Source organism: Streptomyces sp. NPDC030809 (assembly GCF_055572195.1).
Map to the genome: position 1 here is coordinate 18,215 of NZ_JBVIDV010000021.1, position 25,478 is coordinate 43,692.

24 protein-coding genes and 1 pseudogene are annotated in these 25,478 nt (G+C 74.2%); 15 read left to right on the plus strand and 10 right to left on the minus strand.

All coding sequences use genetic code 11. The annotated features are described in order from the left end of the window. Positions 1-258 precede the first annotated feature (258 nt). From ACZ407_RS25585 to ACZ407_RS25595, 3 genes are read left to right on the plus strand one after another with little or no spacing between them, the layout of a single operon-like run. Positions 259-885 (plus strand): (2Fe-2S)-binding protein, encoded by a 627-nt coding sequence (locus ACZ407_RS25585; RefSeq protein ID WP_468132097.1) that lies wholly within the window; start codon positions 259-261, stop codon positions 883-885. Then, positions 882-1,934 (plus strand): FAD binding domain-containing protein, encoded by a 1,053-nt coding sequence (locus ACZ407_RS25590; protein WP_468132099.1) that lies wholly within the window; start codon positions 882-884, stop codon positions 1,932-1,934. Before ACZ407_RS25585 ends, ACZ407_RS25590 begins: the two co-directional genes overlap by 4 nt. Continuing rightward, positions 1,931-4,078, plus strand: coding sequence for a xanthine dehydrogenase family protein molybdopterin-binding subunit (locus ACZ407_RS25595; RefSeq protein WP_468132101.1), 2,148 nt, complete (start codon positions 1,931-1,933; stop codon positions 4,076-4,078). The genes ACZ407_RS25590 and ACZ407_RS25595 overlap by 4 nt, the downstream gene beginning before the upstream one ends. A gap of 47 nt (positions 4,079-4,125) precedes the next feature. Here the strand turns inward: ACZ407_RS25595 and ACZ407_RS25600 are convergent, their stop codons facing one another. From ACZ407_RS25600 to ACZ407_RS25615, 4 genes and pseudogenes are all read right to left on the minus strand, one after another. Then, positions 4,126-5,022: an aminoglycoside phosphotransferase family protein gene (locus ACZ407_RS25600; RefSeq protein WP_468132103.1), complete on the minus strand. Its 897-nt coding sequence runs from the start codon at positions 5,020-5,022 to the stop codon at positions 4,126-4,128. A gap of 154 nt (positions 5,023-5,176) precedes the next feature. Then, on the minus strand, positions 5,177-6,328 hold the full coding sequence (locus ACZ407_RS25605; protein ID WP_468132339.1) for a PP2C family protein-serine/threonine phosphatase: 1,152 nt from the start codon (positions 6,326-6,328) through the stop codon (positions 5,177-5,179). 114 nt (positions 6,329-6,442) lie between these two features. Beyond that, positions 6,443-6,799: pseudogene (locus tag ACZ407_RS25610) on the minus strand (STAS domain-containing protein); the annotation flags it as partial. A 12-nt stretch (positions 6,800-6,811) separates the two neighbouring features. Continuing rightward, positions 6,812-7,264: a helix-turn-helix transcriptional regulator gene (locus tag ACZ407_RS25615; RefSeq protein WP_468132105.1), complete on the minus strand. Its 453-nt coding sequence runs from the start codon at positions 7,262-7,264 to the stop codon at positions 6,812-6,814. Between the two features lie 130 nt (positions 7,265-7,394). Between ACZ407_RS25615 and ACZ407_RS25620 the strand changes: the two genes are divergently transcribed. Further along, positions 7,395-8,051 (plus strand): carbonic anhydrase, encoded by a 657-nt coding sequence (locus ACZ407_RS25620; RefSeq protein ID WP_468132107.1) that lies wholly within the window; start codon positions 7,395-7,397, stop codon positions 8,049-8,051. Positions 8,052-8,176: 125 nt separating this feature from the next. Here ACZ407_RS25620 and ACZ407_RS25625 read toward each other — a convergent pair whose 3' ends face one another. Beyond that, a complete protein-coding gene (locus tag ACZ407_RS25625; RefSeq protein ID WP_468132109.1) occupies positions 8,177-9,148 on the minus strand; it encodes an L-threonylcarbamoyladenylate synthase in 972 nt (323 codons plus the stop codon). Positions 9,149-9,283: 135 nt separating this feature from the next. On the opposite strand from ACZ407_RS25625, the gene ACZ407_RS25630 reads away from it, so the two are divergent. Beyond that, complete coding sequence (locus tag ACZ407_RS25630) at positions 9,284-10,243, plus strand: LysR family transcriptional regulator (protein ID WP_468132111.1); 960 nt, start codon at positions 9,284-9,286, stop codon at positions 10,241-10,243. Between the two features lie 168 nt (positions 10,244-10,411). Here ACZ407_RS25630 and ACZ407_RS25635 read toward each other — a convergent pair whose 3' ends face one another. Then, complete coding sequence (locus ACZ407_RS25635) at positions 10,412-11,059, minus strand: fasciclin domain-containing protein (protein WP_468132113.1); 648 nt, start codon at positions 11,057-11,059, stop codon at positions 10,412-10,414. Positions 11,060-11,172: 113 nt separating this feature from the next. Then, the gene (locus ACZ407_RS25640) at positions 11,173-12,750 is read right to left on the minus strand and encodes a molybdopterin-dependent oxidoreductase (RefSeq protein WP_468132115.1); all 1,578 of its coding nucleotides are present in this window, start codon (positions 12,748-12,750) and stop codon (positions 11,173-11,175) included. 603 nt (positions 12,751-13,353) lie between these two features. Between ACZ407_RS25640 and sigK the strand changes: the two genes are divergently transcribed. From sigK to ACZ407_RS25685, 9 genes are all read left to right on the plus strand, one after another. Continuing rightward, positions 13,354-13,950: an ECF RNA polymerase sigma factor SigK gene (sigK, locus tag ACZ407_RS25645; RefSeq protein ID WP_468132117.1), complete on the plus strand. Its 597-nt coding sequence runs from the start codon at positions 13,354-13,356 to the stop codon at positions 13,948-13,950. Next, positions 13,947-14,696: an anti-sigma factor gene (locus ACZ407_RS25650; RefSeq protein WP_468132119.1), complete on the plus strand. Its 750-nt coding sequence runs from the start codon at positions 13,947-13,949 to the stop codon at positions 14,694-14,696. Before sigK ends, ACZ407_RS25650 begins: the two co-directional genes overlap by 4 nt. 168 nt (positions 14,697-14,864) lie before the next feature. Next, positions 14,865-16,238, plus strand: coding sequence for a cryptochrome/photolyase family protein (locus ACZ407_RS25655; protein WP_468132121.1), 1,374 nt, complete (start codon positions 14,865-14,867; stop codon positions 16,236-16,238). A gap of 199 nt (positions 16,239-16,437) precedes the next feature. Further along, positions 16,438-17,112 carry an RNA polymerase sigma factor gene (locus ACZ407_RS25660; RefSeq protein ID WP_468132123.1) on the plus strand — a complete coding sequence of 225 codons (675 nt, stop codon included), beginning with the start codon at positions 16,438-16,440 and terminating at the stop codon, positions 17,110-17,112. A 65-nt stretch (positions 17,113-17,177) separates the two neighbouring features. Beyond that, entirely contained in the window at positions 17,178-18,443 is a 1,266-nt protein-coding gene (locus ACZ407_RS25665; protein WP_468132125.1) for an NAD(P)/FAD-dependent oxidoreductase, read from the plus strand. After that, the gene (locus ACZ407_RS25670) at positions 18,440-19,231 is read left to right on the plus strand and encodes a DUF1365 domain-containing protein (protein WP_468132127.1); all 792 of its coding nucleotides are present in this window, start codon (positions 18,440-18,442) and stop codon (positions 19,229-19,231) included. The genes ACZ407_RS25665 and ACZ407_RS25670 overlap by 4 nt, the downstream gene beginning before the upstream one ends. Further along, positions 19,228-20,730: a class I SAM-dependent methyltransferase gene (locus ACZ407_RS25675; protein WP_468132129.1), complete on the plus strand. Its 1,503-nt coding sequence runs from the start codon at positions 19,228-19,230 to the stop codon at positions 20,728-20,730. Before ACZ407_RS25670 ends, ACZ407_RS25675 begins: the two co-directional genes overlap by 4 nt. Beyond that, the gene (locus ACZ407_RS25680; RefSeq protein WP_468132131.1) at positions 20,727-21,542 is read left to right on the plus strand and encodes a DUF1295 domain-containing protein; all 816 of its coding nucleotides are present in this window, start codon (positions 20,727-20,729) and stop codon (positions 21,540-21,542) included. Before ACZ407_RS25675 ends, ACZ407_RS25680 begins: the two co-directional genes overlap by 4 nt. Further along, positions 21,539-22,225 (plus strand): alpha/beta fold hydrolase, encoded by a 687-nt coding sequence (locus ACZ407_RS25685; protein ID WP_468132133.1) that lies wholly within the window; start codon positions 21,539-21,541, stop codon positions 22,223-22,225. The genes ACZ407_RS25680 and ACZ407_RS25685 overlap by 4 nt, the downstream gene beginning before the upstream one ends. A 10-nt stretch (positions 22,226-22,235) precedes the next feature. Here the strand turns inward: ACZ407_RS25685 and ACZ407_RS25690 are convergent, their stop codons facing one another. Beyond that, on the minus strand, positions 22,236-23,330 hold the full coding sequence (locus ACZ407_RS25690) for a MerR family transcriptional regulator (protein WP_468132135.1): 1,095 nt from the start codon (positions 23,328-23,330) through the stop codon (positions 22,236-22,238). A 110-nt stretch (positions 23,331-23,440) separates the two neighbouring features. On the opposite strand from ACZ407_RS25690, the gene ACZ407_RS25695 reads away from it, so the two are divergent. Beyond that, complete coding sequence (locus tag ACZ407_RS25695; RefSeq protein WP_468132137.1) at positions 23,441-23,899, plus strand: SRPBCC family protein; 459 nt, start codon at positions 23,441-23,443, stop codon at positions 23,897-23,899. 81 nt (positions 23,900-23,980) lie between these two features. On the opposite strand, the gene ACZ407_RS25700 is transcribed toward ACZ407_RS25695, so the two are convergent. Both ACZ407_RS25700 and ACZ407_RS25705 read right to left on the minus strand, forming a co-directional pair. Beyond that, complete coding sequence (locus tag ACZ407_RS25700) at positions 23,981-24,460, minus strand: DUF4383 domain-containing protein (RefSeq protein WP_468132139.1); 480 nt, start codon at positions 24,458-24,460, stop codon at positions 23,981-23,983. Between the two features lie 138 nt (positions 24,461-24,598). Then, on the minus strand, positions 24,599-25,474 hold the full coding sequence (locus ACZ407_RS25705) for a hypothetical protein (protein WP_468132141.1): 876 nt from the start codon (positions 25,472-25,474) through the stop codon (positions 24,599-24,601). Between the last annotated feature and the right edge of the window lie 4 nt (positions 25,475-25,478).

Genomic DNA, 25,478 nt, shown 5'->3' on the forward strand with positions numbered 1-25,478 from the left:
CGTCGGGTGCGTCAGAGGATGCCCTCACCATCGACGTGGCTCACGGTCGGGTCCGGATCGGACGGCGTGCCGGAAGGGACGACTCCTCATCGGGGATGCGTCCGGTACGGCGGAGTCGTTCGTCGGCTCGCCGGTGTGTCGGCCGTACGGGGGAGGCGCGGGCGGGGTTGCGGAGGTGTGCGGCGGCGGTGGGGGTGGGAGGGGACAGGCTGGGCGGGGGCGGACGTCCCTCCCCCAGCGGACGACAGGGAGCTCGTCGTGGCCCACGCATCCGACCCGCCGCCCCGGCCGGCGCACGGCACGCCGGAGGGCGGGTCCGCCGGCGAGACCCGCTCCCGCGTGCGCGTGCGCGTCAACGGGACCGGTCACGACCTCGACCTCGACCACCGCGTCACGCTCCTCGACGCCCTGCGCGAGCACCTGGACCTGACCGGCGCCAAGAAGGGGTGCGACCACGGGCAGTGCGGTGCGTGCACCGTGCTCGTGGACGGCCGGCGCGCCAACAGCTGCCTGCTGTTCGCCGTCGCCCTCGACGGGTGCGCGGTCACGACCGTGGAGGGCCTCGCGGGGCCCGACGGCGCCCTGCACCCGCTCCAGCGCGCCTTCATCGAGCAGGACGCCTTCCAGTGCGGCTACTGCACCCCCGGCCAGCTCTGCTCCGCCGTCGGCGCCCTGCGCGAAGCCGCCGCCGGCGACCCGTCGCTCGTCACCGCCGCCGGTGCCCGGGCAGGGGCCGCCGCGCTGACCGCGGAGGAGATCCGGGAGCGGCTCAGCGGCAACCTGTGCCGCTGCGGCGCCTACCCGGCGATCGTCCGGGCCGTCGCCGAAGCCGCCGCCGACGCCGCGGCCACCAGCACCGGTGCAGACAGGGACGTGATCGTGTGAAGCCCTTCGCCTACGTACGCGCGACCAGTCTCCGCGAGGCCGCCGACGCCCACGCCGCGCACCCCGGTTCCCGCTACCTGGGCGGCGGCACCAATCTGGTGGACCTGATGAAACTGGGCGTCGAGACCCCCACCGCCCTGATCGACATCTCCCGGCTCCCCCTGGACGAGATCACCGACCTCCCCGACGGGGGCCTGCGCGTCGGTGCCACGGTCCGCAACAGCGACCTGGCCGCCGACCCGCGGGTGCGCGCCCGCTTCCCGCTGCTCGGGCAGGCCGTGCTCGCCGGCGCCTCCGGACAGCTGCGCAACGTCGCCACCACCGGCGGGAACCTGCTCCAGCGCACCCGCTGCGCCTACTTCCAGGACCTCTCCAAGCCGTGCAACAAGCGGGAGCCGGGCAGCGGGTGCGGGGCCCGGGAGGGCGTCCACCGCGACCACGCGGTCCTCGGCCAGTCCGCGTACTGCATCGCCACCCACCCCTCCGACATGGCCGTGGCCCTCGCCGCGCTGGACGCCGGGGTCGAGCTGTACGGAGGACCGGACACCACCCGCACGGTCGCGGCCGCCGAGTTCCACCGGCTGCCGGGCGACCGCCCCGAGCAGGACACCGTCATCCGGCCGGGAGAGATCGTCACGGCGGTGCTGCTGCCGGCCCCGGCGCCCGGCGCCGTCTCCTCCTACCGCAAGGCCCGTGAACGCGCCTCGTACGCCTTCGCCCTCGCCTCGGTCGCGGTCGTACTGGACCTCGACCCCGATGCGGGCCTCGTGCGCCGGATCGCGCTCGCCTTCGGCGGCCTCGCCCACCGGCCCTGGCGGGCCACCACGGCCGAGGCGCGGCTGACCGGCGCCGAGCCGCACCCCGACGCCGTGCGCGCGGCGGTCGACGCCGAGCTCGCCCGGGCGGAACCGCTGCGCGACAACGCGTACAAGATCCCCCTCGCCCGCAACCTCGCCTGCGACACCATCGCCACGCTGGCCGGCACGCATCCCGGTTCCGCGCATCCCGGTTCCACAGACCCCAGGACAGGACCACAGGACCCACGATGAGTTCCGCCTCCGCCACCCTCGACACCGCCGCCGAGGCCCTGCTCGGCTCCCCCGTCCCACGGCGCGAAGGCCGGGAGAAGGTGACCGGCACCGCGCTGTACGCCGCCGAACGGCACCTGCCGCGGCGGGCCTACGGCTGGCCGGTGCCTGCGACGATCGCCCGCGGCCGGATCACCGCCGTCGACACCTCCGCCGCCCTGGCCCTGCCCGGCGTCCTGGCCGTCCTCACCCCGTACGACGCACCGCGACTGGGCCCCTCGGACGACCCCGGCCTCCAGCTCCTCCAGGACCTGCGGGTACCGCACCGCGGCTGGTACGTGGCGCTGGCCGTCGCCGACACCCTGGAGGGGGCCCGCGCCGCCGCCGACGCGGTGCGCGTCACCTACGAGGCGGAGCCGCACGACGTCGTACTGCACGAGGGTCACCCCGGCCTGTACACCCCGGAGCAGGTCAACGGCGGCTACCCCGCGCACCGCGAACAGGGCGATCCGGACGCGGCGTTCGCCGCCGCGCCCGTGCGGATCGACGTCCGCTACGCAGTGCCGCCGCTGCACAACCACGCCATGGAGCCGCACGCCGCCACCGCGGACTGGGACGCCGGGCGCGGCCACCTCACCGTCCACGACTCCTGCCAGGGCACCACGGTGGTGCGCGCGGTCCTGGCCGGGCTGTTCCGGCTGCCCGAGGACCGGGTCACGGTGCTGGCCGAGCACGTGGGCGGCGGCTTCGGCTCGAAGGGCACGCCGCGTCCCCACGTCGTCTTCGCCGTCATGGCCAGCCGGCACTGCGGACGCCCCGTCACCGTGGCCCTGCCCCGGCAGCACATGGCCGCCACCGTCGGCCACCGCGCTCCCACCCTGCACCGCGTCCGGCTCGGGGCCCGCGCCGACGGCACGCTCACCTCCCTCGGCCACGAGGTCACGACGTACACCTCGCGGGTGCGCGAGTTCGTCGAGCAGGCCGCCGTACCCGCGCGGGTGATGTACGCGGTCCGGGACAGCCGCACCACGCACCGCGTCACTGCGCTCGACGTGCCCACTCCCTCCTGGATGCGCGCCCCCGGCGAGACGCCGGGCATGTACGCGCTGGAGTCGGCCATGGACGAGCTGGCCGATGCCCTCGGGATGGACCCCGTCGAGCTGCGCGTACGCAACGACCCGGCCACCGAGCCCGACAGCGGCCGCCCCTTCAGCAGCCGCCACCTGGTGGAGTGCCTGCGCGAGGGCGCCGACCGGTTCGGCTGGGCCGGCAGCCGGCCGCCCCGGCGGGAGGGGCCGCTCCTCATCGGCAGCGGCATGGCGGCGGCCACCTACCCCGTGTACATCGCTCCGGCCGGCGCCCGGGCCCACGCCCGACCGGACGGGAGCTACCTCGTCGAGGTCAACGCCACCGACATCGGCACCGGCGCCCGTACGGTGCTCTCCCAGATCGCCGCCGACGCGCTGGGGGTTCCGCTCGACGCCGTCTCGCTGTCCCTCGGCGACAGCGCGCTGCCGGCCGGCCCCGTGGCCGGCGGGTCCACCGGGACGGCGTCCTGGGGCTGGGCGGTGCACGACGCGTGCACCGCCCTGACCGACCGGCTGGCCCGGCACCACGGGCCGCTGCCCGACGCGGGGCTCTCCGCGTCCGCGGACACCACCCAGTCGGCGAAGCAGCGGTCCCCGTACGCGCGCCACGCGTTCGGGGCCCACTTCGCCGAGGTGCAGGCCGACACGGTCACCGGGGAGGTACGGGTGCGCCGGATGCTGGGGGTCTTCGCCGCCGGCCGCGTCCTCAACCCGCGCACGGCCCGCTCGCAGTTCATCGGGGGCATGGTGATGGGGCTGGGCATGGCCCTGACCGAACACAGCGGTCCGGACCCGGCCTTCGGCGACTTCGCGGAACGCGACCTGGCCGCCTACCACGTACCGGTCAACGCCGACGTCCCCATCGCCATCGAGGCCCACTGGATCGACGAGCACGACAAGCACCTCAACCCGATGGGAAGCAAGGGCATCGGTGAGATCGGCATCGTCGGCGCCGCGGCGGCCATCGGCAACGCCGTGAGCCGGGCGACCGGCCGACGCCTGCGCGAGCTGCCCCTGACCCCCGACCGGGTCCTGGCCGCCCTCGGCGACGGGGGCGGCTCCGCCGGGGGCGCGTAGCGGGCCGGGGCACGAGCGTCCGCTCAACGGTTCGCAGCAGGCGAGCGTCAGACGCCCTTCAGAACACGATCAAGTGCCGCGCGGCCTACGGGTCCCCAGTTCGGCTTGCCGCCGGGAAGGCCTCGGTCTCCGCTCTGTCCCATGAGCACCAGGAAGAGGCTCTTCATCGCGGCCAGCCCGCGGGCGCGCCGGATCGCCGCCTCGTCTGCGTGCGCGTACGTGTCGAAGAACCGTGAGGCCGTGCCTGCGGGCAGGAGGACCCATGCGGCGGCGAGGTCCCACGCCGGATCACCTGCGAACATGTCGCCGAAGTCAACGATGCCCGAGAGCGTCCCGTCCGAGACGACGACGTTCGCGGGATGCAGGTCGCCGTGCACCCACACCCTCGGCCCCTCCCACGCGGGGGCCGCAACGGCGTCCTTCCAGACGGCCCGGGCGTCGGCAGCGATCTCGTCGAGGGCAACGGCCTGGAGAAGGTTCTCGAAGCCCTCCGTGCAGTCCCTGGGATGGCCGCCGCGGTCCGTAGCGGTCGGCGCCTCGGCGGGCGCCTCCACGTGGAGCGCCCGCAGGAAGCCCGCAAGCGTGTCGGCCGCGTGGTCCCCGCGGCTGATCGAGCCGTGGTCCAGCGGCTCGCCGGGAACCCACGTCATCACGGTCCAGTGCTTGGGGAAGCGCTCGGACGGTTCGCCGCACCGCACCGGTACCGGCACCGGGAGCGGCAGGCGCGGGGCCAGCACGGGGAGCCACCGCCGTTCCTTGAGCTGGAGCTCCGGGGAGGGGTCCATGCGCTGCATGCGCACGGCCAACTCGTCCCCGAGGCGCCACATTTGGTTGCCCCAGCCGCCCACCACCTCGCGGATGGCCAGCCCTGCGAGGTCTGGATGCTGCTCCTGCAGCAGGTCGCGGACCAGGTCTGGGGTGATCTCGATCTCAGTGCCGGTCATGCGAAGTCACCCTACCCACTGACGCTTGATCGACGACCTCCTCGGCCGTCTGAGCGCGGACGAGGGTTCCACGCCCTGGACCGAGCACGCACACGGCGGGCAGGGGGGCCTCGCGCCCCCGACCGGGTGGCCGGGCCAAGGCCGAGCTGGGCGTTCAGCTTTCGGGGTTGGGGGGGCCGTGCCAGTCGAGGCAGAGGACGGTGGCGTCGTCCTTCGGGGGGCGGCCGCCGTAGGCGTCGGTGACGGCGGCTACCAGGGTGCGGACCACCTCGCGCGGGTGCTCGGCCGCGGTCTGGCGCAAGAGGGCGGGCAGGTCCACGACTTCGGCCTCGCGTTCCTGCATGCCGTCGGTGTGGAGCAGGAGGCGGTCGCCGGGGCGCAGGTCGAGGTCCTGGACCTCGTAGGCGCCCTGCTGGGGGGCGCCGAAGGGCAGGTTCACGGTCAGCTGGGTTTCGGTGACGGCGCCGCGGCGCAGGAGGTAGGGCCAGGGGTGGCCGGCGTTGACGAGCCGGGCGTGGCTGCCGTCCAGGGCGATGCGCAGCAGTTGTCCGGTGGCGATGCTGTGGCGGCCGTGGTCGAGGAGGGCCTGGTGGGTCTGGCGGGCCTGTTCGGCGAGGTCGCAGCCGGCGCGGCGGGCGCCGCGGGAGGCGTTGACCAGGAGGGTGGCCATGAGGGAGGCGCTGACGTCGTGGCCCATGGCGTCGGTGATGGACAGGTGCAGGGTGTGGGTGTCGAGGCTGTAGTCGTAGGTGTCGCCGGCGATGTCGGAGGCCGGGACCAGGGCGCCGGCCAGGGTGAACTCGGGGGCTTCGCAGCAGGAGGCGGAGGGCAGGAGCTGGCGTTGGATCTCTGCGCTGAGGCTGACCGGGCCGGTGCGGTTGCCCCAGTGGTAGAGGTCGGTGAAGCGGCGGTCGGTGACGATGATGTACGCCAGCGCGTGCGCGGCCTGCTGGACCTGCGCGCAGACCTCTGGCGGGGCGTGGGTGAGGAAGAGCTCCAGGACGCCGATGGCATCGCCGCGGTTGGTGACCGGGGCGAGGACCCGCTGCCCGTCCCGGCCGGCCGGGGCCACCACCAGTTCCTGGCTGCGCAGCACGTCGTCGTAGATGCTGCTGCGGGCGAGAGGCACCTGTTCGGCGGGCTGCTGCCCGGGTTCGGCGGCGGTGTCGTGGACCCGCAGCAGGCGTCGGCCGACGATGTCGACGAACAGGAACGACACGTACCTGGCGTCGAACCGGTCGCGGAGGTTGCGGGCGACCACGTCGAGGGAGCGCACGGGCGCGGTGCTCTCGGCCGCTCCCAGCACCTGGCCCAGCCCGAACCGCTGGGGTGCCGCGTCGGCCTCGCCGGCCCCCGGCACGGACCGTACGGACTCTGCCGCCTGCCGGGCGGGGGTGGGCCAGGCGCGGACGGTCAACACCTGCTCCACTCCGCTCAGGCGCAGCAGGCGGGCGACGGGGCGGCTGAGGGCGGTCAGCACGAGCGATTTCCCGGTCTCCAGGGCCAGCCGGTCCAGGTCGAGCAGGATGTGCAGCCCGGTGGTGTCGCAGAAGCCGACGGCGGCGAGGTCGAGGTCGAGGCCGTCGCGGCTGGAGTTCAGGGCGGCGATCAGGTCGGCGCGCAGTGCACCGCCGCCGTCCATGTCGATCTCGCCGTACACGCGGGCCAGCGCCCGGTGCGGCCCCGGCACGAGGACCACCTCCGGGACGAGCGGGGGCATGGTGGCGTTCACGGGCTCTGCCGCCTCGACCGGTCGGCGTTCGGGAAGAGGGGTCATGGCCTGCTCCCTTCACACCCCGAAATCTCGGGGAGAAGGCCCGGCAGGGGGCGGCGGCATCGCGGGCCCGGGGCCCGCACCGGTGCGCGGGTCGGCGGGCGTGTGGCCCGCCTGCGCGGTGGCGGTGGCAGCCGCCGTCCTCGGAAGGGGGCCGGTCGCCCCGGCCCGGGGGTCGAGGTCGACCAGCAGGTGCAGGAGGTTCGCGACTTCGCGGTGCCCCTCGGCCGGATGCCGGAAGGGGGTCCCGGGCGTGACCTCGTAGTGGTTGCGGCGGCCGCGGCGTACCCGGGTGAGGTACCCGGCGGTCTCCAGGTCCCGGACGATGGAGCCGGTCGCTCGTTCCGTGAGCCCGCAGCCGGCGGCCAGATCGCGCAGCCGGCTCTCCGGGTCGCGGAGGATCATGGCGAGGATCCGGGCGTGGTTCGTGACGAACGTCCAGCTGGTCCGAGGTTCAACCGGCTCCATGCCCCAAATCATACGATTTGCGATTCCGGTTTCGCCAGACCGGAATGCCTCCGCCTGCATGCACCGGCCATCCACCGGCCATCCACCGGCCGGGGTGCGGCCACCGCTGCCGCCCTCGTAGTCTGCGGCCATGACCGAGAGGATCCCGACGCCGACGCCCGCGCCGGCGCCCCACGACGCCTTCGAGCTGCTCATGGCCGGCAACCGGCGCTTCGTCGCCGGTGCTCCCGAGCACCCGAACCAAGACGCCACCCGCCGCACCGAGACCGCACCGGCGCAGCAGCCGTTCGCCGTGCTGTTCGGCTGCTCCGACTCCCGGCTTGCCGCCGAGATCATCTTCGACCGCGGGCTGGGCGACCTGTTCGTCGTGCGCACCGCAGGCCACGTCGCCGGTACGGAGGTGCTCGGCTCCATCGAGTTCGGCGCGGCGGTCCTCGACGCACCGCTGGTCGTCGTCCTCGGTCACGACTCGTGCGGCGCGGTCGCCGCGGCCTGCTCGGCCCTGGAGAACGGGCAGACGCCGGGCGGCTTCGTCCGGGACGTCGTCGAGCGGGTGACCCCGAGCGTGCTGGCAGCCCGCGCCGCAGGACGCGAGAGCGCCGACGAGATCCTGGCCGAGCACATCGAGCACACCGTGGACCTGCTGCTGGAACGCTCCCAGGTGCTGGCCGGGCGGGTGGCCGACGGCCGCCTCGCCGTGGTGGGCCTGTCCTACCGCCTGGCCGACGGCAGCGCCCGGCTCGTCGCCGCCCGCGGCCTCGGCGCCGCGGCCCCCGCCGCGTCCTGACCGGCCCGCTCACCGCGCCGGGCACGCTCGACCTGACCGGCTCGCTCGCCCCCACCGCCCGCGGGAACGGCGGCCTCCGGCAGGTCGGCGCGTGTGCGTGCCCCGCCGCGGAAGGCCGGTAGTGGTCAGACGGTGGTACGGGGCCCGGCGGCGCGGCGGAGGCGGTTGGCGATCGCCAGGCCCAGCCCCTCCTCCGGCGGCAGGGACGCGACGATCAGATCGCACCCCTGCTGGTCGAGCTCGCGAAGGAACCCGTACAGACTGCGCGCGTAGGCCGCCGGCGAGGCGGGGACCGCCACGACGGCGTGCGCCTTCACCGGCGTCCCGCTGAGGGAGGCGGGGAGGAAGACGCCCACGCGGTGACCCAGGCCGGAGGCGCGTTCCGCTTCGGCGAGGACCTGCTCAGGCTCGGCGAGGACGACCCGCGCACGCGGTGCGTAGTGCGACGGGTGCTGGCCCGGAACCCGTACCTGACTGGTCGACGGGACCTCGAGGGGGTATCCGAGGACCGCTTCGAGGTCCTCGCGGGTCACCCCTCCGGGCCGGAGGATGGTCGGGGTCTCGCCGGTGACGTCGACGATGGTGGACTCGACGCCGACCTCGCACGGCCCGCCGTCGAGCACGAAGTCGACGCCGTCGCCGAGCTCGGCCCGGACGTCGTCGGCCGTGGTGGGGCTGACCGAGCCGAAGCGGTTGGCGGACGGGGCCGTGACGCCGCCGCCGAAGGCCTCCAGCAGCGCGAGCGCGACCGGGTGGTCCGGCACGCGCACCGCGACCGTCTCCAGGCCGCCGGTCGCTTCCAGCGGCACGCGGGCGGCGCGGCGCAGGACCAGCGTGAGGGGTCCCGGCCAGAAGTGCTCGGCCAGCAGGCGGGCCGCCGCCGGCACGTCCTCCACCCAGCCGTCCAGGTGCTCCGCGCCGGCGATGTGCACGATCAGCGGGTGGTTGGGCGGACGCCCCTTGACCTGGAAGATCCGCGAGACGGCGGTGGGGTCCTCGGCGTTGGCGCCCAGGCCGTAGACGGTCTCGGTCGGAAGGGCCACCAGCCCGCCGGCGCGCAGCACGGCGGCTGCCTTGTCGATGTCGCTTGCGGTCACCCTCCCATCCTAGAGGGGTCGGGTACGGGCCCCGGACACGGCGTCCGGCCCGCAACCGGCGGGAGCCCTGGCCCCGCCGAGCCTTCCTCAGGCCCGCCCCTTCGCCGGCCTCCCCTCCCTGCATATGCTGCCGACGTGCAGTTGGAATTGCGACATCTCGAAGCTGTCTGCCGGATAGCGGAAGCAGGCAGCCTGAGCCGTGCCGCGGCCCTGCTCGGAGTGTCCCAGCCGGGGCTGTCCGCCCAGCTCCGACGGATCGAACGGGTCACGGGCGGCGAGCTGTTCGTCCGCGGCCAACACGGGGTGAAACCGACTCCGTTGGGCGAATTCGTCCTCTCCAAGGCACGCCGGGTCCTCGGCGAGATGGACGCCCTCACCGCCGGCGCCCGGGCGGCCGCACCGCACCCGACCCTGCGGCTCGGCGCCGTCATGCTCGTCCTGACGGACCAGCTGATCGGGCACCTGGAGCGGGAACTGCCCGGCCACGACTTCGAGATGGACATCGAGCACTCGGTGACCACGCTCACCCGCATGCTCGGCGCCGAACAGTACGACGCCATCGTCTACGGCGAGGTCGCCGACCACGAAGTGCCGCTCCCCGACGGTGCGGCGGTCCGCACCGTCATCCCCAAGGAGCCCGCCTGCGTACGCCTGTCGGCCGCCCACCCGCTCGCCGGACGGGACCGGCTCCGCCTGGCCGACCTCGCGGACGAAACCTGGACCATGATCGTGGAAGAGGACGACGGCAGCAGGGAGGCCATGGTCGACGCCTGCCGCAGGGCCGGCTTCACGCCGAAGCTGCGCTACCGGATCGCCGACCGCAAGATGCGCTGGGGCCTGATCGCCGCCGGACGGGCCGTCTCCCTGTGCCAGCCCACCTCTCCGCACGCCGAGGGCACGGTACTGAGGCCGCTGGAGGGCGACCCGATCACGGGCCGCATCCGCCTCGCCTGGAACCGGGCCGCGCTCTCCGAGGACCGGGCCCGGCTGCTGTACCGGGCGGCGGGGCGCGCGTATCTCGACAGCGTGCCCCGCAACACCTTCTACCGCTCGTGGTGGGCGGCCCGCCCCGAGCTGCACCCGGATCTCGGCTGAATCCGCGGAAGGGCCCGGCGCCCGCGTCCCGGCTGCGCGCCTCTGAGGCGAGTCGCCAGAAGCGAAGCCGCGGGCACCGGGCACCGGGCACCGGGCACCGGGCACCGGGCACCGGGCACCGGGCACCGGGCACCGGGCACCGGGCGGTCAACGCCCGGGCGGAGGGGGTCAGCCCTGCGGCATGAGGACCGAGTCGATGATGTACACGTGGGCGTTGGCGGTCTTCACGTTGCCGCACACGACCGAGGCGGTGCCGTTGACCTTGTAGGACTCTCCGGAGCCGCTGGTGGTGACCATCCCCTTCTGGAGGGTCTCGAAGGAGCCGTTCTCCAGCTGCTTCGGCGTGAGCTTCTCGCCCACGACGTGGTAGGTGAGGATCTTGGTGAGGGTGGCCTTGTCGGCGAGGACCTTGTCGAGGTCGGCCTTGGGGATCTTCGCGAAGGCCTCGTTGGTGGGTGCGAAGACGGTGATGTCCTTCGCATTGTTCAGGGTGTCCACCAGGCCGGCCTGCTTGACCGCCGCGACCAGGGTGGACAGGGCCGGGTTGTGGGAGGCGGCCGTGGCGACCGGGTCCTTGGCCATGCCGTCGAAGGAGCCCGCGCCCTCCTTGGGAACGCCGGCGCATGCCGGGCCGAAGGGCTGGTCGGCGTTCACGGCGTCGGCCGGGGTGCTCCCGCCGGTCTTGGCCGGGTCGCCGGCGGCGGTGGGGCCGGCCTGGGTGGTGTCGGCGGCGTCGGAGCAGGCGGCCAGCGAGAAGGGCAGCAGGACGGCGGCGGCGACGGCGATCGCGGTACGGCGGATGCGCACGGTGTTCATGATCGGTTTCTCCTTGAAGGGATCGAGTGGATCTCTGGTGGTTCTTGCCGGACCGCCGGTGAGGGGGCGGGTCCGGTGGTCTCAGGGGACGCCGGTCTCAGGGGACGCCGGCCTCAGGGGACGGTGACGAAGACGCTGTGCCGGCCGCTCGCCCCGTCGGGGAGGGTTCTGGCGCGCTGCGCGGTCTGTACCGCTCCGGTGCCGTCGGTGGCGCGGACGGTGATCGTGTGGCCGCCGGGAGCCGCCCGCCAGGGGTAGGACCACTGGCGCCAGGTGTCCCTGGTGTCCTCGGCGGCGAGGTCGGCGTCCTGCCAGGGCCCGTCGTCGATGCGCACCTCGACGCGGCTGATGCCGCGGCGCTGGGCCCAGGCCACGCCGGCGACGGTGACGGTGCCGGCGGGCGGCCGGGCGAAGGGCTTGGGGGTGTCGATGCGGGCCTGGGTCTTGACCGGGGCGCGGCGGGCCCACTTGCGTCTGACCCAGTACGCGTCGTAGGCGTCGAAGGTGGTGAGTTCGATGCCGGTGATCCACTTGCAGGCGGACACGTAGCCGTACAGGCCGGGAACGAGCATGCGGACGGGGAAGCCGTGGGCGAACGGCAGCGGTTCGCCGTTCATGCCGACGGCGAGCAGGGCGTCGCGGCCGTCCATGACCTCCTCGACCGGGGAGCCGAGGGTCATGCCGTCCGCGGAGCGGGCCACGAGCTGGTCGGCGCGGCCGCCCTTCGACGGCGGCCTGACTCCGCATTCGGCGAGCAGTCCGGCCAGGGGTACGCCCAGCCAGCGGGCGTTGCCGAGGTAGGGGCCGCCGACCTCGTTGGACACGCAGGTGAGGGTGATGTGACGTTCGATGAGGGGGCGGGCGAGGAGCTGTTCGAGGGTGTAGGTGCGCGGGCGGGTGACGCCTTTGCCGCGGATGTGGAGCCGCCAGGTGGAGGCGTCGATCATGGGGACGGTCAGGGCGGTGTCCACGCGGTAGAAGTCCCGGTTGGACGTGATGTACGGGCTGATGCGGGGAATGCCCAGGGCTGCTGCTGCGGGAGTCGGGGGCGCCGGTGAGGCCGGTGCGGGCAGCACCAGGGTGGTGCGGGAGGCGACGGCCCCCCGGCCGCGCCGCCGTGACAGGGTGCGGCCCAGCGCACCGGCTCCGCTTGCGGCCGCCGCGGTCACGGCGGCCGCGGTGAGGAACCCCCGCCGGCTCCATCCGCCCCCGTCGCCCTCATGACCAGGCGGGGAGCCGGCAGGGGTGGCTTTGCCCGCCAGCAGGTACAGGGCCGCAGCGCCGGCGACTGCGCCTGCCAGGGAGGGCAGGGCGTCGGCGGTGCCCTGCGTGTCGGGCCTGCTCAGTGCCGCGGCCGCGCCTGCGATCCCGAAGAGCAGGACCCCCGCCGTCGCCGTGCGCCGGTGCCCGAGGGCGAGAACGCCCAGGAGGGCGGCGAACAGGGCCAGCGCGAGCAGGATGCCGAGCTGGAGGACGGCCTTGTCGTTCTCGCCGAACGTGCGGATCGCGAAGTCCTTCAACGCGGCGGGAGTCCGGTCGATGAGAGCCCCGCCCACCGCCGTCACCGGTCCGGCGGCCGGCCGGACCAGGCCCGCGACGAGCTCGGCCACCGCCAGTGCGCTGAACCCGGCCAGGAGGCCGACCGGCGCAGCGCGGACGCTGCGGGAGAGGGTGCTGCGGAAGCTGCTCACACCCGGGATTCGGCTCCACCCGCCCGGCGGATTGGCCTGTCACCCGATCGAGTGCGGGCGGACCTCCCAGGCCGGTCGGAGCAGGAGGTCGGCAGAGTGGGAGGAGTTCCTTCGTGCCGGGGAGGGCCTGCTGCCCGCGGCGGGCGCGCGAGCGCCGGACCGGGGTGCTGCGGGTGGCCGCCGACAGCCACCCGCAGCCGACCCGTCCGGGCCCCCTCGGTGTGCACGGGTGCAACGGAAGCGCTCCCGCCCGCAGGCCCGGACGGGTGACCGGTCCACGCCGCCCCGTCCGTTGTCGGCGCGGACCGGAGCCTCCCGTCCGCCTGCTCTTCGCCGCCCCGGTCCCGTCGGATGGGCCGCAGCGCGGCGATCCCCTCGACCGGGGGACCCAGCCGCTGCCCCGTTGACCGAATGCGCACCCATCCGCACGCCCGTCCGCTACGAAGAACCGACAGAGCCCACGGACGCTCTGTCGCGGACCCGCCCATGGCGGCGGCCCGCCCCCGCCCTACGGACAAGGACAGCCATGCGATGTTCACCCCGCCCCCGGGCGGCCGCGGCCGGCCGCCCCTTCGTCTGGTCGCCGCAGCCGGAGCGCGGCCGGTGAACCAGCCCCTGCCGTTCGGCCCCGCCGGCCCCGCCGGCCCCGCGGGCCGCCCCGAGCTCGCCGAGCTCATGCAGCAGGTCGCCCACGGTGACAAACACGCCTTCTCGGCGCTCTACGACGCGCTGGCGCCGATGGTCTTCGGGATCGTGATCAAAGTCGTACGCGACCGCGCCCAGTCCGAGGAGGTCGCCCAGGAAGTCATGATCGACCTGTGGCGGCAGGCCGCCCGCTACCGCCCCGACTCCGGAAGCGTCCCCACGTGGGCGGCGACCATCGCCCACCGGCGGGCCGTGGACCGCGTGCGTTCCGCCCAGGCTGCCGCCGACCGCGAACTGGCCCAGGCCGCCCGCGAGCACCAGACGGCCTTCGACGAGGTCGCCGAGCAGGCGGAGACCCGCCTGGAGAGCGAGCAGGTACGGCGCTGCCTGCGCGGCCTGACCGAGCTCCAGCGCCAGGCCGTCACCCTCGCCTACTACGGGGGCCTGACGTACCGTGAAGTCGCCCAGACCCTCCGCACACCGCTTCCGACCATCAAGACACGCATGCGCGACGGGCTGATCCGGCTTCGCGACTGCATGGGGGTGTCCACGTGAAACACCACGCCACCGACATCCACCTCCTGGCTGCCGCGTACGCGCTGGACGCCCTGTCCCCCGAAGAGCGCGAGGAGTTCGCCGCGCACCGCGCCGGATGCGAGGCGTGCCGGCAGGACACCGCCGATTTCCAGGCCACCGCCGCCCGCCTGGCGGCCGCTGCCTCCCAGGCCCCTCCCGCCGCGATGAAGCCCCGGACCCTGGCGGCTCTGGACCGCGTACGCCAGCTCCCTCCGCGCACCCCCACGGCCGGACCCGCGTCCTCGCGCGCAGTGCTGCGCCGCCGGGCCCTCCCGCTGGCGCTGGCGGCCAGCCTGGCCGCGGCCGCGTCGTTCGCCGGTCTGGCCGCCTGGCAGAGCGAGCAGAACCGGCAGCTGGAGGAGCGGGCCCGGCAGAGCGAGCGGCGCCTCGATGCCGTCGGCAGCGTGCTGGCCGCGCCGGACGCCCGTACCGTCCACGGCCGCACCAGCAACGGGGCCTTGGCCACGGTGGTCGCTTCCGGTCGGCAGAACAAGGCCGTCTTCACCGCCACCGGCCTGCCCGCCCCGGCTGCGGGAAAGACCTACCAGCTGTGGCTGGACCACGACGGAACCATGCGCCCGGCCGGTTTCATCCGGCAGGACGGCACCGTCCTGCTCGCCGGAGACACCGCCGACGCGGCCGCCGTGGGCCTGACCCTCGAACCGGCCGGAGGATCCCCGCAGCCCACCACGGCCCCGCTGCTCCTGATGCGCCTTCCGGCCTGAGGCCGGACGGAGTCCACGGCCCGGGCATTCGGCGCAGGAAGCATCCGACACTGGATGCATCCTGCGCCGAATGCATCCGGCGGAGGGGCGTGGGCGGAAGGGTCGGTACGAAGTGTGCTGATCCGCCGGCTCCCCCGGGGTCCGGTGGCCGACTGCTGGAAGTGGGCCATGACCGTCTCCGTCGTCCTGTTCACGTCCGACCTGCGCGTGCACGACCACCCGCCGATGCGGGCCGCCTTGGAGGGCGGAGGCGAAGTCGTGCCGCTGTTCGTGCGTGACCCCGCCGTGGACCGGGTCGGCTTTGCGGCTCCCAACCGCCTGGCCTTCCTCGCCGACTGCCTCGCCGACCTGGACCGGGCGCTGCGGGACCGCGGCGGCCGGCTCGTTCTCCGCTCGGGCGAGAGCGTGCAGGAGGTGGTCGGGGTGGTGCGCGAGTCGGACGCGGACGAGGTGCACATGGCGGCCGGCCATTCGGCCTTCGCGCTGGCCCGGGAGGCACGGCTGCGGCAGGCGCTGGAGGCGGAGGGGTGTCGCCTCTACACGCACGAGACCGTGAGCACCGTCGTACCGCCCGGTGACGTGACCCCCCAGGGGTCGGACCACTTCGCCGTGTTCACCCCCTACTTCAGGCGCTGGAAGGCCGAACCGCTGCGCAGTCTGCTGTCCGCGCCGCGGGCGCTGCGCGTTCCGGCAGGGCTGGGATCCGAGGAGCTGCCCCGGCGGTCGGAGGTGTCCGGTGTGTCCCCGGGGCTGGCCGCCGGAGGCGAGCGGGAGGGGCGCAGGCAGCTGCAGTCCTGGCTGTCCGGCCCGGTGGACGCCTACGAGGAGCGGCACGACGACCTGGCGGGGGACGGCACCTCCCGGCTCTCCGCGCACCTGCACTTCGGGACGCTGTCGGCATGCGAGGTGGTGGCCAGGGCGAGCAAGGCCGGGGGGCCGGGGGCGGCGGCGTTCATCCGCCAGGTGTGCTGGCGGGACTTCCACCAGCAGGTCCTCGCGGCCCGGCCGGACACGGCCAGGCGGGACTACCGCTCCCGCGACGACCACTGGCGGCAGGGGCGGGAGGCGAGCGCGGACCTGTCGGCCTGGAAGGAGGGCAGGACGGGGTATCCGGTGGTCGACGCGGCCATGCGGCAGCTCCTCCACGAGGGGTGGATGCACAACCGGGGCCGGCTCATCGCCGCCTCGTTCCTGGTCAAGACGCTCTACGTCGACTGGCGTGAGGGCGCCCGCCACTTCCTGAGCCTGCTGGTGGACGGGGACGTGGCCAACAACCAGCTGAACTGGCAGTGGGTGGCGGGGACCGGAACGGACACCCGGCCCAACCGGGTCCTCAACCCGGTGCTCCAGGGCCGTCGCCACGACCCGGACGGGGTGTACGTCCGGCGCTGGGTGCCGGAGCTCGCGGGGCTGGACGGCGCTGCGGTCCACGAGCCGTGGCGCCTGGCCGGCTTCGACCGGGCGGCGCTCGACTATCCGGATCCGCTGATCGCCCTGCCGGACGGCCTCGCACGGTTCCGGCACGCCCGCCGCCTCGCCTGACCGCCGCGCGCCGCCTGCCGCCTGCCGCCTGCCGCTTGCGCCACAGATTCAATGCGAAAACGATGCAAGTTGTTCAGACGGTGCGGCCCGCCGACCCTGGTGGCATCGCGTCCGCCGGATTCCGGAGCTCCCTGTCCCCCCACGGAGGCAGCCCCGCTCCGGCGGACGCGGTGCAGGGCGAGCTGGAGGAGGCGCGGTCATGACTTCATCACGGACGGGTGCCTCGTACGCCGGCCCACCGGCTGCGGGGCGGGGTGCCCGGCTCGACGACCCGGTCGCGGATGCGGAGATCACGTCCCTTCTGATCCGGGGCGACGAGCGATGGCTCCCGCTGGCGCACCGGCGCTGGAGCCCCCTCGTGCACGCCCATGCCGCGCGCACCCTGGGCGATGCACGCGAGGCGGAGGACGTCGTACAGCAGGTGTTCCTCGCGGCGTGGCGCGGCCGGTCGGGGTTCCGGCCGGAGTGCGGCACGCTGCCGGGATGGCTGATGGGCATCACCCGGCGCAAGACGGCGGATGCCCTCAGCGCGCGGACCCGGCGACTGGAGCTGGTGGCCGCCGCCGGCAGGCGCCGCCGCGACGAGACCTCGGACGAGGTCGAGAAGGTGCTCGACCAGAGCGTGGTCACCCGTGCGCTCGCCCTGCTCCCGCGGGGGCAGCGCGAGGTGCTGGCCCTCACCTACTTCGCCGATCTGACCCAGGTGCAGATCGCCGACCGCACCGGGCTGCCGCTCGGCACCGTCAAGAGCCACGCCCGGCGGGGCCTGCAGAGCCTCCGCTCGCGCGTGGCCTCGGGCGCCGTGGGCGCCGTGGGCGCCGGGGCTGAAAAGGGCACCCGTCCGGCGGGAACGCCGCACCGAATCACCAGATGAAAGCAGGGGCTCGGGGACGGCGTTCCCCGAACCCTCCGAAACCAGGGGTGGACCGGATGGACCGCATGGACCGCTTGGACCGGAAGAGCATCGCCGTGGTTGGGTCGGGAGTGGCCGGGCTCACGGCCGCGCACATCCTCTCCCGCACGCACGACGTGGTCCTCTACGAGGCGGACGAACGGCTCGGCGGCCACGCGCACACCCACGAGGTGCCGACCCGCAGCGGGGGCACCCTGAGCGTGGACACCGGGTTCATCGTCCACAACGACCGCACCTACCCGCACCTCCTGCGGCTCTTCCGCGAACTGGGCGTGACCACCCGGGACTCGGAGATGAGCATGTCGGTCCGGTGCGACGGCTGCGGTCTGGAGTACGCCGGCGCCCGCGGCCCGCTCGGCCTGCTGGGCGGCGGGAACGTACTGCGCGGGCGCCACCTGCTGATGCTCTCCGACGTCCCCCGCTTCCACCGTGCCGCCCGCCGGCTGCTCGCCGACGGGGACACGGCCTCCACCCTCGGGGGCTTCCTGCGCGAGAAGCGCTTCTCGCCCTATTTCGTCAGCCACTTCGCCGTCCCCCTGGTCGCGGCCGTGTGGTCCTGCGCACCGGACACCGCGCTGGAGTACCCGGCCGCCTACCTGTTCCGCTTCCTCGACCACCACGGCCTGCTCTCCGTCACCGGGTCCCCGCAGTGGAAGACCGTCACCGGCGGGTCCAGGTCCTACGTCGAGCGGGCCGCCAAGTCCCCGGCCCGCGTGCTGACTTCCACGCCGGTCCGTACTGTCGTCCGGGGAGCCGGCCGCGTCGACCTGGTCACCGAGGACGGGCAGCGGGCCGCGCACGACGCCGTCGTCATCGCCGTCCACCCCGATCAGGCCCTGAAGCTCCTCGCCGATCCCACCGAGCAGGAACGACGGGTCCTGGGCGCCTTCACCTACTCCCGCAATCCGACCGTGCTGCACCGCGACACCTCGCTGCTGCCGCGCGGCGGGCATGCCCGCGCTTCGTGGAACTACCGGCTCCCTTCCTGCACGGCCCGGCCCGGTTCGGTGCAGGTCAGCTACGACATGAACCGGCTCCAGCGCCTGCCCGGCCCCGAGCCCCACATCGTCACGCTCAACCCGGGCCACCGGATCGACGAGCGCAGCGTCCTGGCCCGCATGACGTACGAACACCCCGTCTACACGGCCGAGTCGGTGGCGGCGCAGCGGCTGCTGCCCACCCTCAACGACGGCGTCACCGCCTACGCGGGCGCCTACCACGGGTGGGGCTTCCACGAGGACGGCTGCCGCGCGGGCGCCGAGGCGGCCCGATCGCTGGGGGTGACCTGGTGACCGGCGCCGCCGCCCGCCACGCTGCCCGGCCCGCCGTCCGAGTCCCGGCCCTGTACGCGACCGAGGTGCGGCACACCCGCACCGCGCCCGTCGGCCATGCGCTCCGGCACCGGACCTCCCTGTGGCTGGTCGACGTGGACGACCTTCCGGTCCTGCCCCGCGTCCTGCCCCGCGTGCTGCGCCCCTGGGTCCGCTTCGACGCCCGCGACCACTTCACCGGCGACTCCCCCACCGTGCGCGCGGGCCTCGACGCCTACCTCGCCGCCCAAGGCGTCCACGACGCCGACGGCCGGGCCCTCATGCTGGCGCACCCGCGCGCCCTGGGACACGTCTTCAACCCCCTGACCCTGTACTGGTGCCACGACAGGTCGGGCGGCCTCGTCTGCGTCGTCGCGGAGGTCCACAACACCTACGGCCAGCGGCACTGCTACCTCCTGCACCCCGACGACCGGGGCCGCGCCGAGGTGGCCAAGGACTTCTACGTCTCCCCGTTCTTCGCGGTCGAGGGCAGCTACCGGATGCGGCTGCCCCTGCCCGGCGAGCACCTCGACCTGACCGTCCAGCTCCGCCGTCCGGACGGCTCCCGCCCCCTGACCGCCACCGTCGTCGGAACGCGCCGCCCCACCGGGACCCGCGCCCTGCTCGCGGCCCTGCTGCGCAACCCGTGGCCGACCGCCGGAGTGTCGCTCGGCATCCGCCGGCACGGAATCCGCCTCTACCTCAAAGGCCTGCCCGTCCAGCCGCGGCCCACCCGCCCGGCCCCTCACCTCCAGGAAAAGACGCCGTGACCCTCACCCTGCCTCCCGCCCCCGAGAGCGGTACCGGCGCCGGCCGGCACCTGGTCGACGCCGCGCGCTGGCCCGACGTCGCCCGCCTGCCGAACGCCTCGCCCCTGCGCACCGCGATCGCCCGTGCGATCGTGGAGCGCGCCCTCGACCGGTTGCCGCTGCGGGTACGGACCGAGACCGCCGGAGCCGGGACAACCGCCGGAGCCGGGACGAGGGTCCCCCGGCAGCCCGACGGGCCACAGGACGGGCCACAGGACGGGCCACAGGACGGGCCACAGGACGGGCCACTGGACGGCCTGCCGACGCTGACCCTGCGCGATCCCGGAGCGTTCCACCGGCGGATCGGAGCCGACGGCCTGATCGGCTTCGGCGAGTCCTACATGGCGGGCGAATGGGACAGCGACGACCTGGTCGGGGTCCTGACCGTCCTGGCCCGGCACGTGGACGACCTCGTACCAGGGGCGCTGCGCCGTCTGCGCAGCATCTGGGTCCGCCGCAGGCCCGCCTCGGACCTCAACACCGTCGACGGGGCCCGCCGCAACATCCACCGGCACTACGACCTCTCCAACGACCTCTTCGCCCTCTTCCTCGACCCCACCCTCACCTACTCCTCGGCCGTCTTCACGTCCCTCCCGGCCGCCCCCGAGGACCTGCCCGCAGCACAGCACCGCAAGATCGACCGGCTCCTCGACCTCGCCGGCACCGGACCGGGCACCAGCCTCCTGGAGATCGGTACGGGCTGGGGCGAACTGGCCATCCGGGCCGCCGAGCGCGGCGCCCGCGTGCACACGATCACCCTGTCCCGGGAGCAGCGCGAGCTCGCCCTCGGCCGGATCGCGGCGGCCGGAGTCGCCGACCGGGTGACCGTCGAGCTGTGCGACTACCGCCGCGTCGAGGGCACGTACGACGCCGTCGTCAGCGTCGAGATGATCGAAGCGGTGGGAGCCGCCTACTGGCCCGCCTACTTCGACGCCCTGCACCGCCTGCTGGCCCCCGGCGGCCGTGCCGTGCTCCAGGCGATCACCATGCCCCACGAGCGGATGCTGCACACCGCACGCACCCACACCTGGATCAGCAAGTACGTCTTCCCCGGGGGCCTCATCCCCTCCGGGGAGGCCATCGCCCGGCAGAGCGCGGCCGCCGGGCTGTCCGTCGTCCACGACACCGGCTACGGGGAGCACTACGCAGAAACGCTCCGGCTGTGGCGCGACCGGTTCCTCCACGAGTCCCCCGCAGTGACCGCCCTCGGCTTCGACCGCGCCTTCCTGAGGATGTGGGAGCTCTACCTCGCCTACTCCGAGGCCGGCTTCCGCTCCGGCTACCTCGACGTACGCCAACTCGTCCTCACCGGCCGGGAAGCGGCACCGCACGCGGACCCGGCACGCCTCGCGGACGCGGGACACCACGCGGACGGGCCACACCAGGCGGACGCGACACACCACGCGGACGCGACGCACCAGGCGGACTGGGCACGCCTCGCGGACGGGCCGGGCGCGTGAGCGCCGTCGACGCCGGAGCCCTCGGCGCCGTTCTCGCCGCATCGGCGGGCACGGCGCTCACCGTCATGCTGCTCACCTTCGCCGTGGCCCTGGTCAAGGGGGTGCACCGGATCGTCGACAGCGCCTGGGGGCTGGCCTTCGCCGCCGTCGCCGTGGTCGCCTGGTTCCTCTCGGCCGGTCACGGCGACCCCGCGCGCAGGACCGTGGTGGCCCTCGCCACCGTCGTGTGGGGGCTGCGCCTCGCGGTCCACATCGCCCGGCGCGGACGCGGTCAGGCAGAGGACCCCCGGTACGCGCGCATGCTCGCCCGGGCACCCGGCAGCACCGCCCTGCACGCCCTGCGCATCATCTACCTCCTCCAGGGATCCCTGGTCTGGCTCGTCTCACTCCCCGTCCAGGTGGCCCTGCTGCTGCCCCGATCCCTGGACGCCGCGGCCGCATCGGGGCTCGCCCTGTGGGCCGTCGGACTGTTCTTCGAGGCGGTCGGGGACCACCAGCTCGCCCGGTTCAAGGCCGACCCGGCGAACAAGGGCCGCATCATGGACCGCGGTCTGTGGTCCTGGACCCGGCACCCCAACTACTTCGGCGACTTCCTCGTCTGGTGGGGCCTGTACCTGACGGCCTGCGCCACCTGGCAGACCGCCCTCGCCACCGTCATCTCCCCGCTCGTGATGAGCGCCCTGCTGATCAAAGGCAGCGGCAAGCGCCTACTGGAGGCCCACATGGCCGGCCGGCCCGGCTACGCCGCATACCTCGCCCGCACCAGCGGCTTCTTCCCCCGGCCGCCACGCTCAGGGGACCGACCGCGGTGAGGATCGCGACGCTCCGCCGGGCCATCCGGGCCATCCGGGCCGCCCGGGCCACCCGGGCCGCCCGGTCTCCGGGGCTTGCCCACCGCTCCTCGCCCCGGGCCCCGTCCGCCGCGGTGGTCCTGCTGCACGGCGGGCGCGCCGAGGACCTGCGGCCGCCCCCGCTGCTGAACCTGCCCGCCTGGCGCATGCGCCTCCTCTCCGCCGCTCTCGCGCGGGCCCTGAGGGGGCGTACGGTCCTCATCACCGCCCCCCGCTACCGCCACCGGGGCTGGAACGGCCCGCGCGCCGATGCCGCCCGGGACGCCGCCGCCGCGCTCGACCGGCTCCGCGCGTGCCACGGCGACATCCCCGTCGTCCTCATCGGCCACTCCATGGGCGGCCGCGCAGCCCTGCGTGCCGCAGGCCACCCCAGCGTTCGAGGGGTGATCGCCCTGGCTCCCTGGTGCCCGCCGGGGGAACCCGTCGGGCACCTCGCGGGCCGCGAGGTGTACGTGCTGCACGACGAGCAGGACCGGGTCACCTCCGCCCGGCAGTCCTGGGACTTCGTACGCCGGGCCCGCGCGGCCGGGGCGTCGGCGGTGGCCGTCCGCATGGGGGCGGGCGGCCACACCATGCTGCGCGGCAGCCGGCTCTGGCACCGGCGCACCTCCGAGATCGTGAAGCGCCTGATCCCACCGCGCTGAGGAACGCGCCTCAGGGCGCTGCTCCGCCGGTCGCGACCGCGACCGCGGCCGGGGCCGTGACCGCGTCCGGGTCCGGGGCGTGGTCCGGGTAAAGGGCGGAAATCGCGTCCAGGGCCTCCCGCAACCCGCGAGGACGCCTCATGCCGCCGACTGCGGCGCGTACGGACCATCCGGGGCCCGCGAGGAGGACCAGCGGGGCGGTCCTCGCCCCCTTGAGGCCGAACGCCGTCGAAGCCACCTGGCGGGCCAGCACGCCGTCCGCCGTGGACCGGGACTGCGACCACAACACCACCGCCCTCGGACCCGACCGGGTGACCGCCGCCCGCAGGGCTTCGGCCGGCACGGCCGCACCGAACATCCGGGTCGGCACGCCCCGTTCGGCCAGACCTGCGGCCAGCGCCTCCAGGGGCAGCGTGTGCTGCTCGCCGGGAACACAGGCCAGCACCACCGGTGCCGCGTGAGCCGGCGTCCCGGAAACCGTGACGGCCGCGCGGCGCAGCACGGTGGACACATGCCACGACAGCAGGTGTTCCACCTCGACGTACCGGTCGTCCGTGGACTCCCACTTGCGGCCCACCGCATGCAGCGTCGGCACCATCACCTCCTCCCAGGCGATCACCAGGCCGTGGGTCTCCACCGCCTGCCGCAGCAGGGCTTCCATGGCCGGGCCGTCGAGCCGGACCGCGGCACGTGCCAGCCCGCGGCACTCCTGACGCACCTCACCCAGCGGCAGCCCACTGCCCGGACCGCCCGGACGCCCCGGACCGCCCGGACCGCTCCGCCCGAGGACGCCCGGTGGCACGACGCCTTCCTGCTGCGAAGGCGGCGGGGACTCCGCGCGGGCCTGCGAAGCGAGCCGAGCGCGCACGGCCACCGCAGCGCGGGCAGCCTCGGCCGGAGGAATACCGGACGAGGTGAGCCGGCACATCTCTTCGAGCATCGCGACGTCGCCGGGCATCCAGCGCCGGTGCCTGCCGCCCTCCCGGACTTCCGGCCCGATGCCGTACCGCTGCTCCCAGGAGCGCACCGTCGTGGGTGAAACCCCCAGGCGCCGTGCCACCGCGCCCGTCGTGACCCCGAGGGCCGTTTCGGTCATGCCACCCATATTACGACGCGCAATCGATGCGAGTCAGAACGCCGCCATGGGCGCGCCCATGGCGAGAACCGGGGTGGGTGCATCCGGGGAACCGCCGACGGCAGAAGAACCCGGCAGGAGTGCTCGCGTATGCCGAGGAGGCGACGATGATCCACGTGGTGCGCACGATGCTCGTTCCCCGTCCGCTCGGGGAGGCGGTGACCTATTTCGCGGACTTCGCACACACGCAGGAGTGGGATCCCGCGACCGTTTCCTGTGTCCGCCTGGACGAGGGGCCCGTGAAGCCGGGCGCGCGGTGGCGCAACGTCTCCCGCTTCCGCGGGCGCACCAGCGCACTGGAGTACCGCCTCGATGTCCAACAGGCCGACCACCTCGTGTTCACCGGCCGGAACGGCACGGTCCTCGTCACGGACGAGCTCCGGTTCACGCCGGCGTCGGCCGACTCGACACGGCTGACCTACGACGCGACCTTCGCCTTCAAGGGCATCGCCCGCCTCGCGGCTCCGTTCCTGCGCAAGGAAGTCGACCGGCTCGCCGATGACGTCGCTGCCGCCGTGCCCCGTGCGACCGCGCCCTGAATCCGGCTGCCGCCCTGCTCTTTCCACCGGCCGCCGATGCGGACGGGGAACAGGGCGGCGACCGGGACGCGTGCTGCGCGGTCAGAGGCGGTCGTCCCGGTGCTCCGGGTGCCGGCGCCGCCAGTAGGGGTTGTCGTGGTCCAGTCCGCCGCTGACACGGCCGTACATCCCGAACGTCATGACCAGCAGGCCCATCAGGAAGCTGAAGACGACGTTCGACATCCCGAAGTCCAGGATGTTGCCCGCACGCCCGATGAGGAAGAGGTGGACGAAGCCGCTGGCCACGAAGAGGACGCCCACGATGATGTTGACCGTCGAGGCGAGGTTGCCTCCCACTGCGGCGGCGACGACCAGAAGCAGCCCGAAGGCCACCGAGACGGTGCTGAGGAAGCCGTTGGTGGACAGGCCCGCAATGCGCTGCCCGTCCGTGCCGAAGGCAGTCAGGCTGCCGAGGAAACCGAGGCAACCGAAGACGAGGAGCAGCAGCCCGCACACCGCGGCACCCGCTCGGTAGACCTGGCTGAGCCGGTGGTCGACGGGCAGTTCTTCTCGAAGGCGCATGGGTCCCTCCAAGGAGTCGGATGTCCTGCCCCGAGGGGACCAGCATGTCCGCGGACCGCCTGCGCGGAAACTCGCAATGTTTCTGCATTGAATCGAAGGGCGCGGGCAGCCGCGGAGCCGCCCGGCTGCCGCCCGGCTCTATGCGGGAGCAGTGTGCTTCCGGCGCCGGCGCCGGCGCAGCGCGATGGCGGTCCCGCACAGCAGGGCCAGCAGGGCCGGGACGCCCCAGGCTGCCCAGGTCCGGGCGGGCTCGACGGGCTCACCGGCCAGGACGATGTGCGCGGTGTGCGTGTCACGGCCGTTGTGGCTGGTGACGGTGAGGGGGTACGTCCCCGCGGGCAGGTCGTCGCGCAGGGTCGTGTGGCCGGTGTACAGGGTCGCCCCGTCGTCGCACTTGCATCCCGGATCCTCCGGGCCGTTCCTGCGGATCTTCACCTCGCCCTTGAACGCCGGTGACCTGGCCACCAGTACGTCTTCTCCCGGCAGGTCGTGCTCGTCGCCGAGGAGGATGTTCACCCGGCTGCCGGGGCGGACCGGAGCCCCCAGGAGCGCATCCTCCCGCCAGATGCCGAACCGCCGGATCCGGGCCGGCCCGTACAGCGACACCTTCAGTTCCGCAGAGGCGACCACGCGGCCGTGGCTGGTGGCGACCAGCGCGTACGTGCCCGGCCTCGCGTCCATCCGGACCATGGCGCGCGCCAGGTACCGGTCCGGGTCGGAGTCCGTGGCACCGTCGGACCTCGGAATCAGGTGCACCGGATCCACCAGGGCCGGGGAGGTGACGGACACGGCGTCCCAGCCGGCGGGCATGCCCGCGATGCCGATCCCGAACTCGTCGCCCTGCTCCGCCGGCTGCTGCTCGTCCGCACGGAACACCAGCCGCAGCCGCGGACCGGACGCCGGACTCGGCTCGGGCTTCGGAGCCGCCACCGCATTCCGCTGGACCGCCCCTGCTTCGGCAGCCGCCCCCGGCACCGGAGCCACCACCGGCACCACGGCAAGAGCGACCCACACGGCA

Bases quoted from the DNA above. Each gene is read 5' to 3' on its own strand.
- ACZ407_RS25620 (WP_468132107.1), top strand. From the start codon at position 7,395: ATGACCGAGAGGATCCCGACGCCGACGCCCGCGCCGGCGCCCCACGAC.
- ACZ407_RS25665 (WP_468132125.1), top strand. From the start codon at position 17,178: ATGGACCGCTTGGACCGGAAGAGCATCGCCGTGGTTGGGTCGGGAGTG.
- ACZ407_RS25700 (WP_468132139.1), bottom strand. From the start codon at position 24,460: ATGCGCCTTCGAGAAGAACTGCCCGTCGACCACCGGCTCAGCCAGGTC.
- ACZ407_RS25635 (WP_468132113.1), bottom strand. From the start codon at position 11,059: ATGAACACCGTGCGCATCCGCCGTACCGCGATCGCCGTCGCCGCCGCC.
- ACZ407_RS25600 (WP_468132103.1), bottom strand. From the start codon at position 5,022: ATGACCGGCACTGAGATCGAGATCACCCCAGACCTGGTCCGCGACCTG.
- ACZ407_RS25690 (WP_468132135.1), bottom strand. From the start codon at position 23,330: ATGGGTGGCATGACCGAAACGGCCCTCGGGGTCACGACGGGCGCGGTG.
- ACZ407_RS25660 (WP_468132123.1), top strand. From the start codon at position 16,438: ATGACTTCATCACGGACGGGTGCCTCGTACGCCGGCCCACCGGCTGCG.
- ACZ407_RS25615 (WP_468132105.1), bottom strand. From the start codon at position 7,264: ATGGAGCCGGTTGAACCTCGGACCAGCTGGACGTTCGTCACGAACCAC.
- ACZ407_RS25655 (WP_468132121.1), top strand. From the start codon at position 14,865: ATGACCGTCTCCGTCGTCCTGTTCACGTCCGACCTGCGCGTGCACGAC.
- ACZ407_RS25595 (WP_468132101.1), top strand. From the start codon at position 1,931: ATGAGTTCCGCCTCCGCCACCCTCGACACCGCCGCCGAGGCCCTGCTC.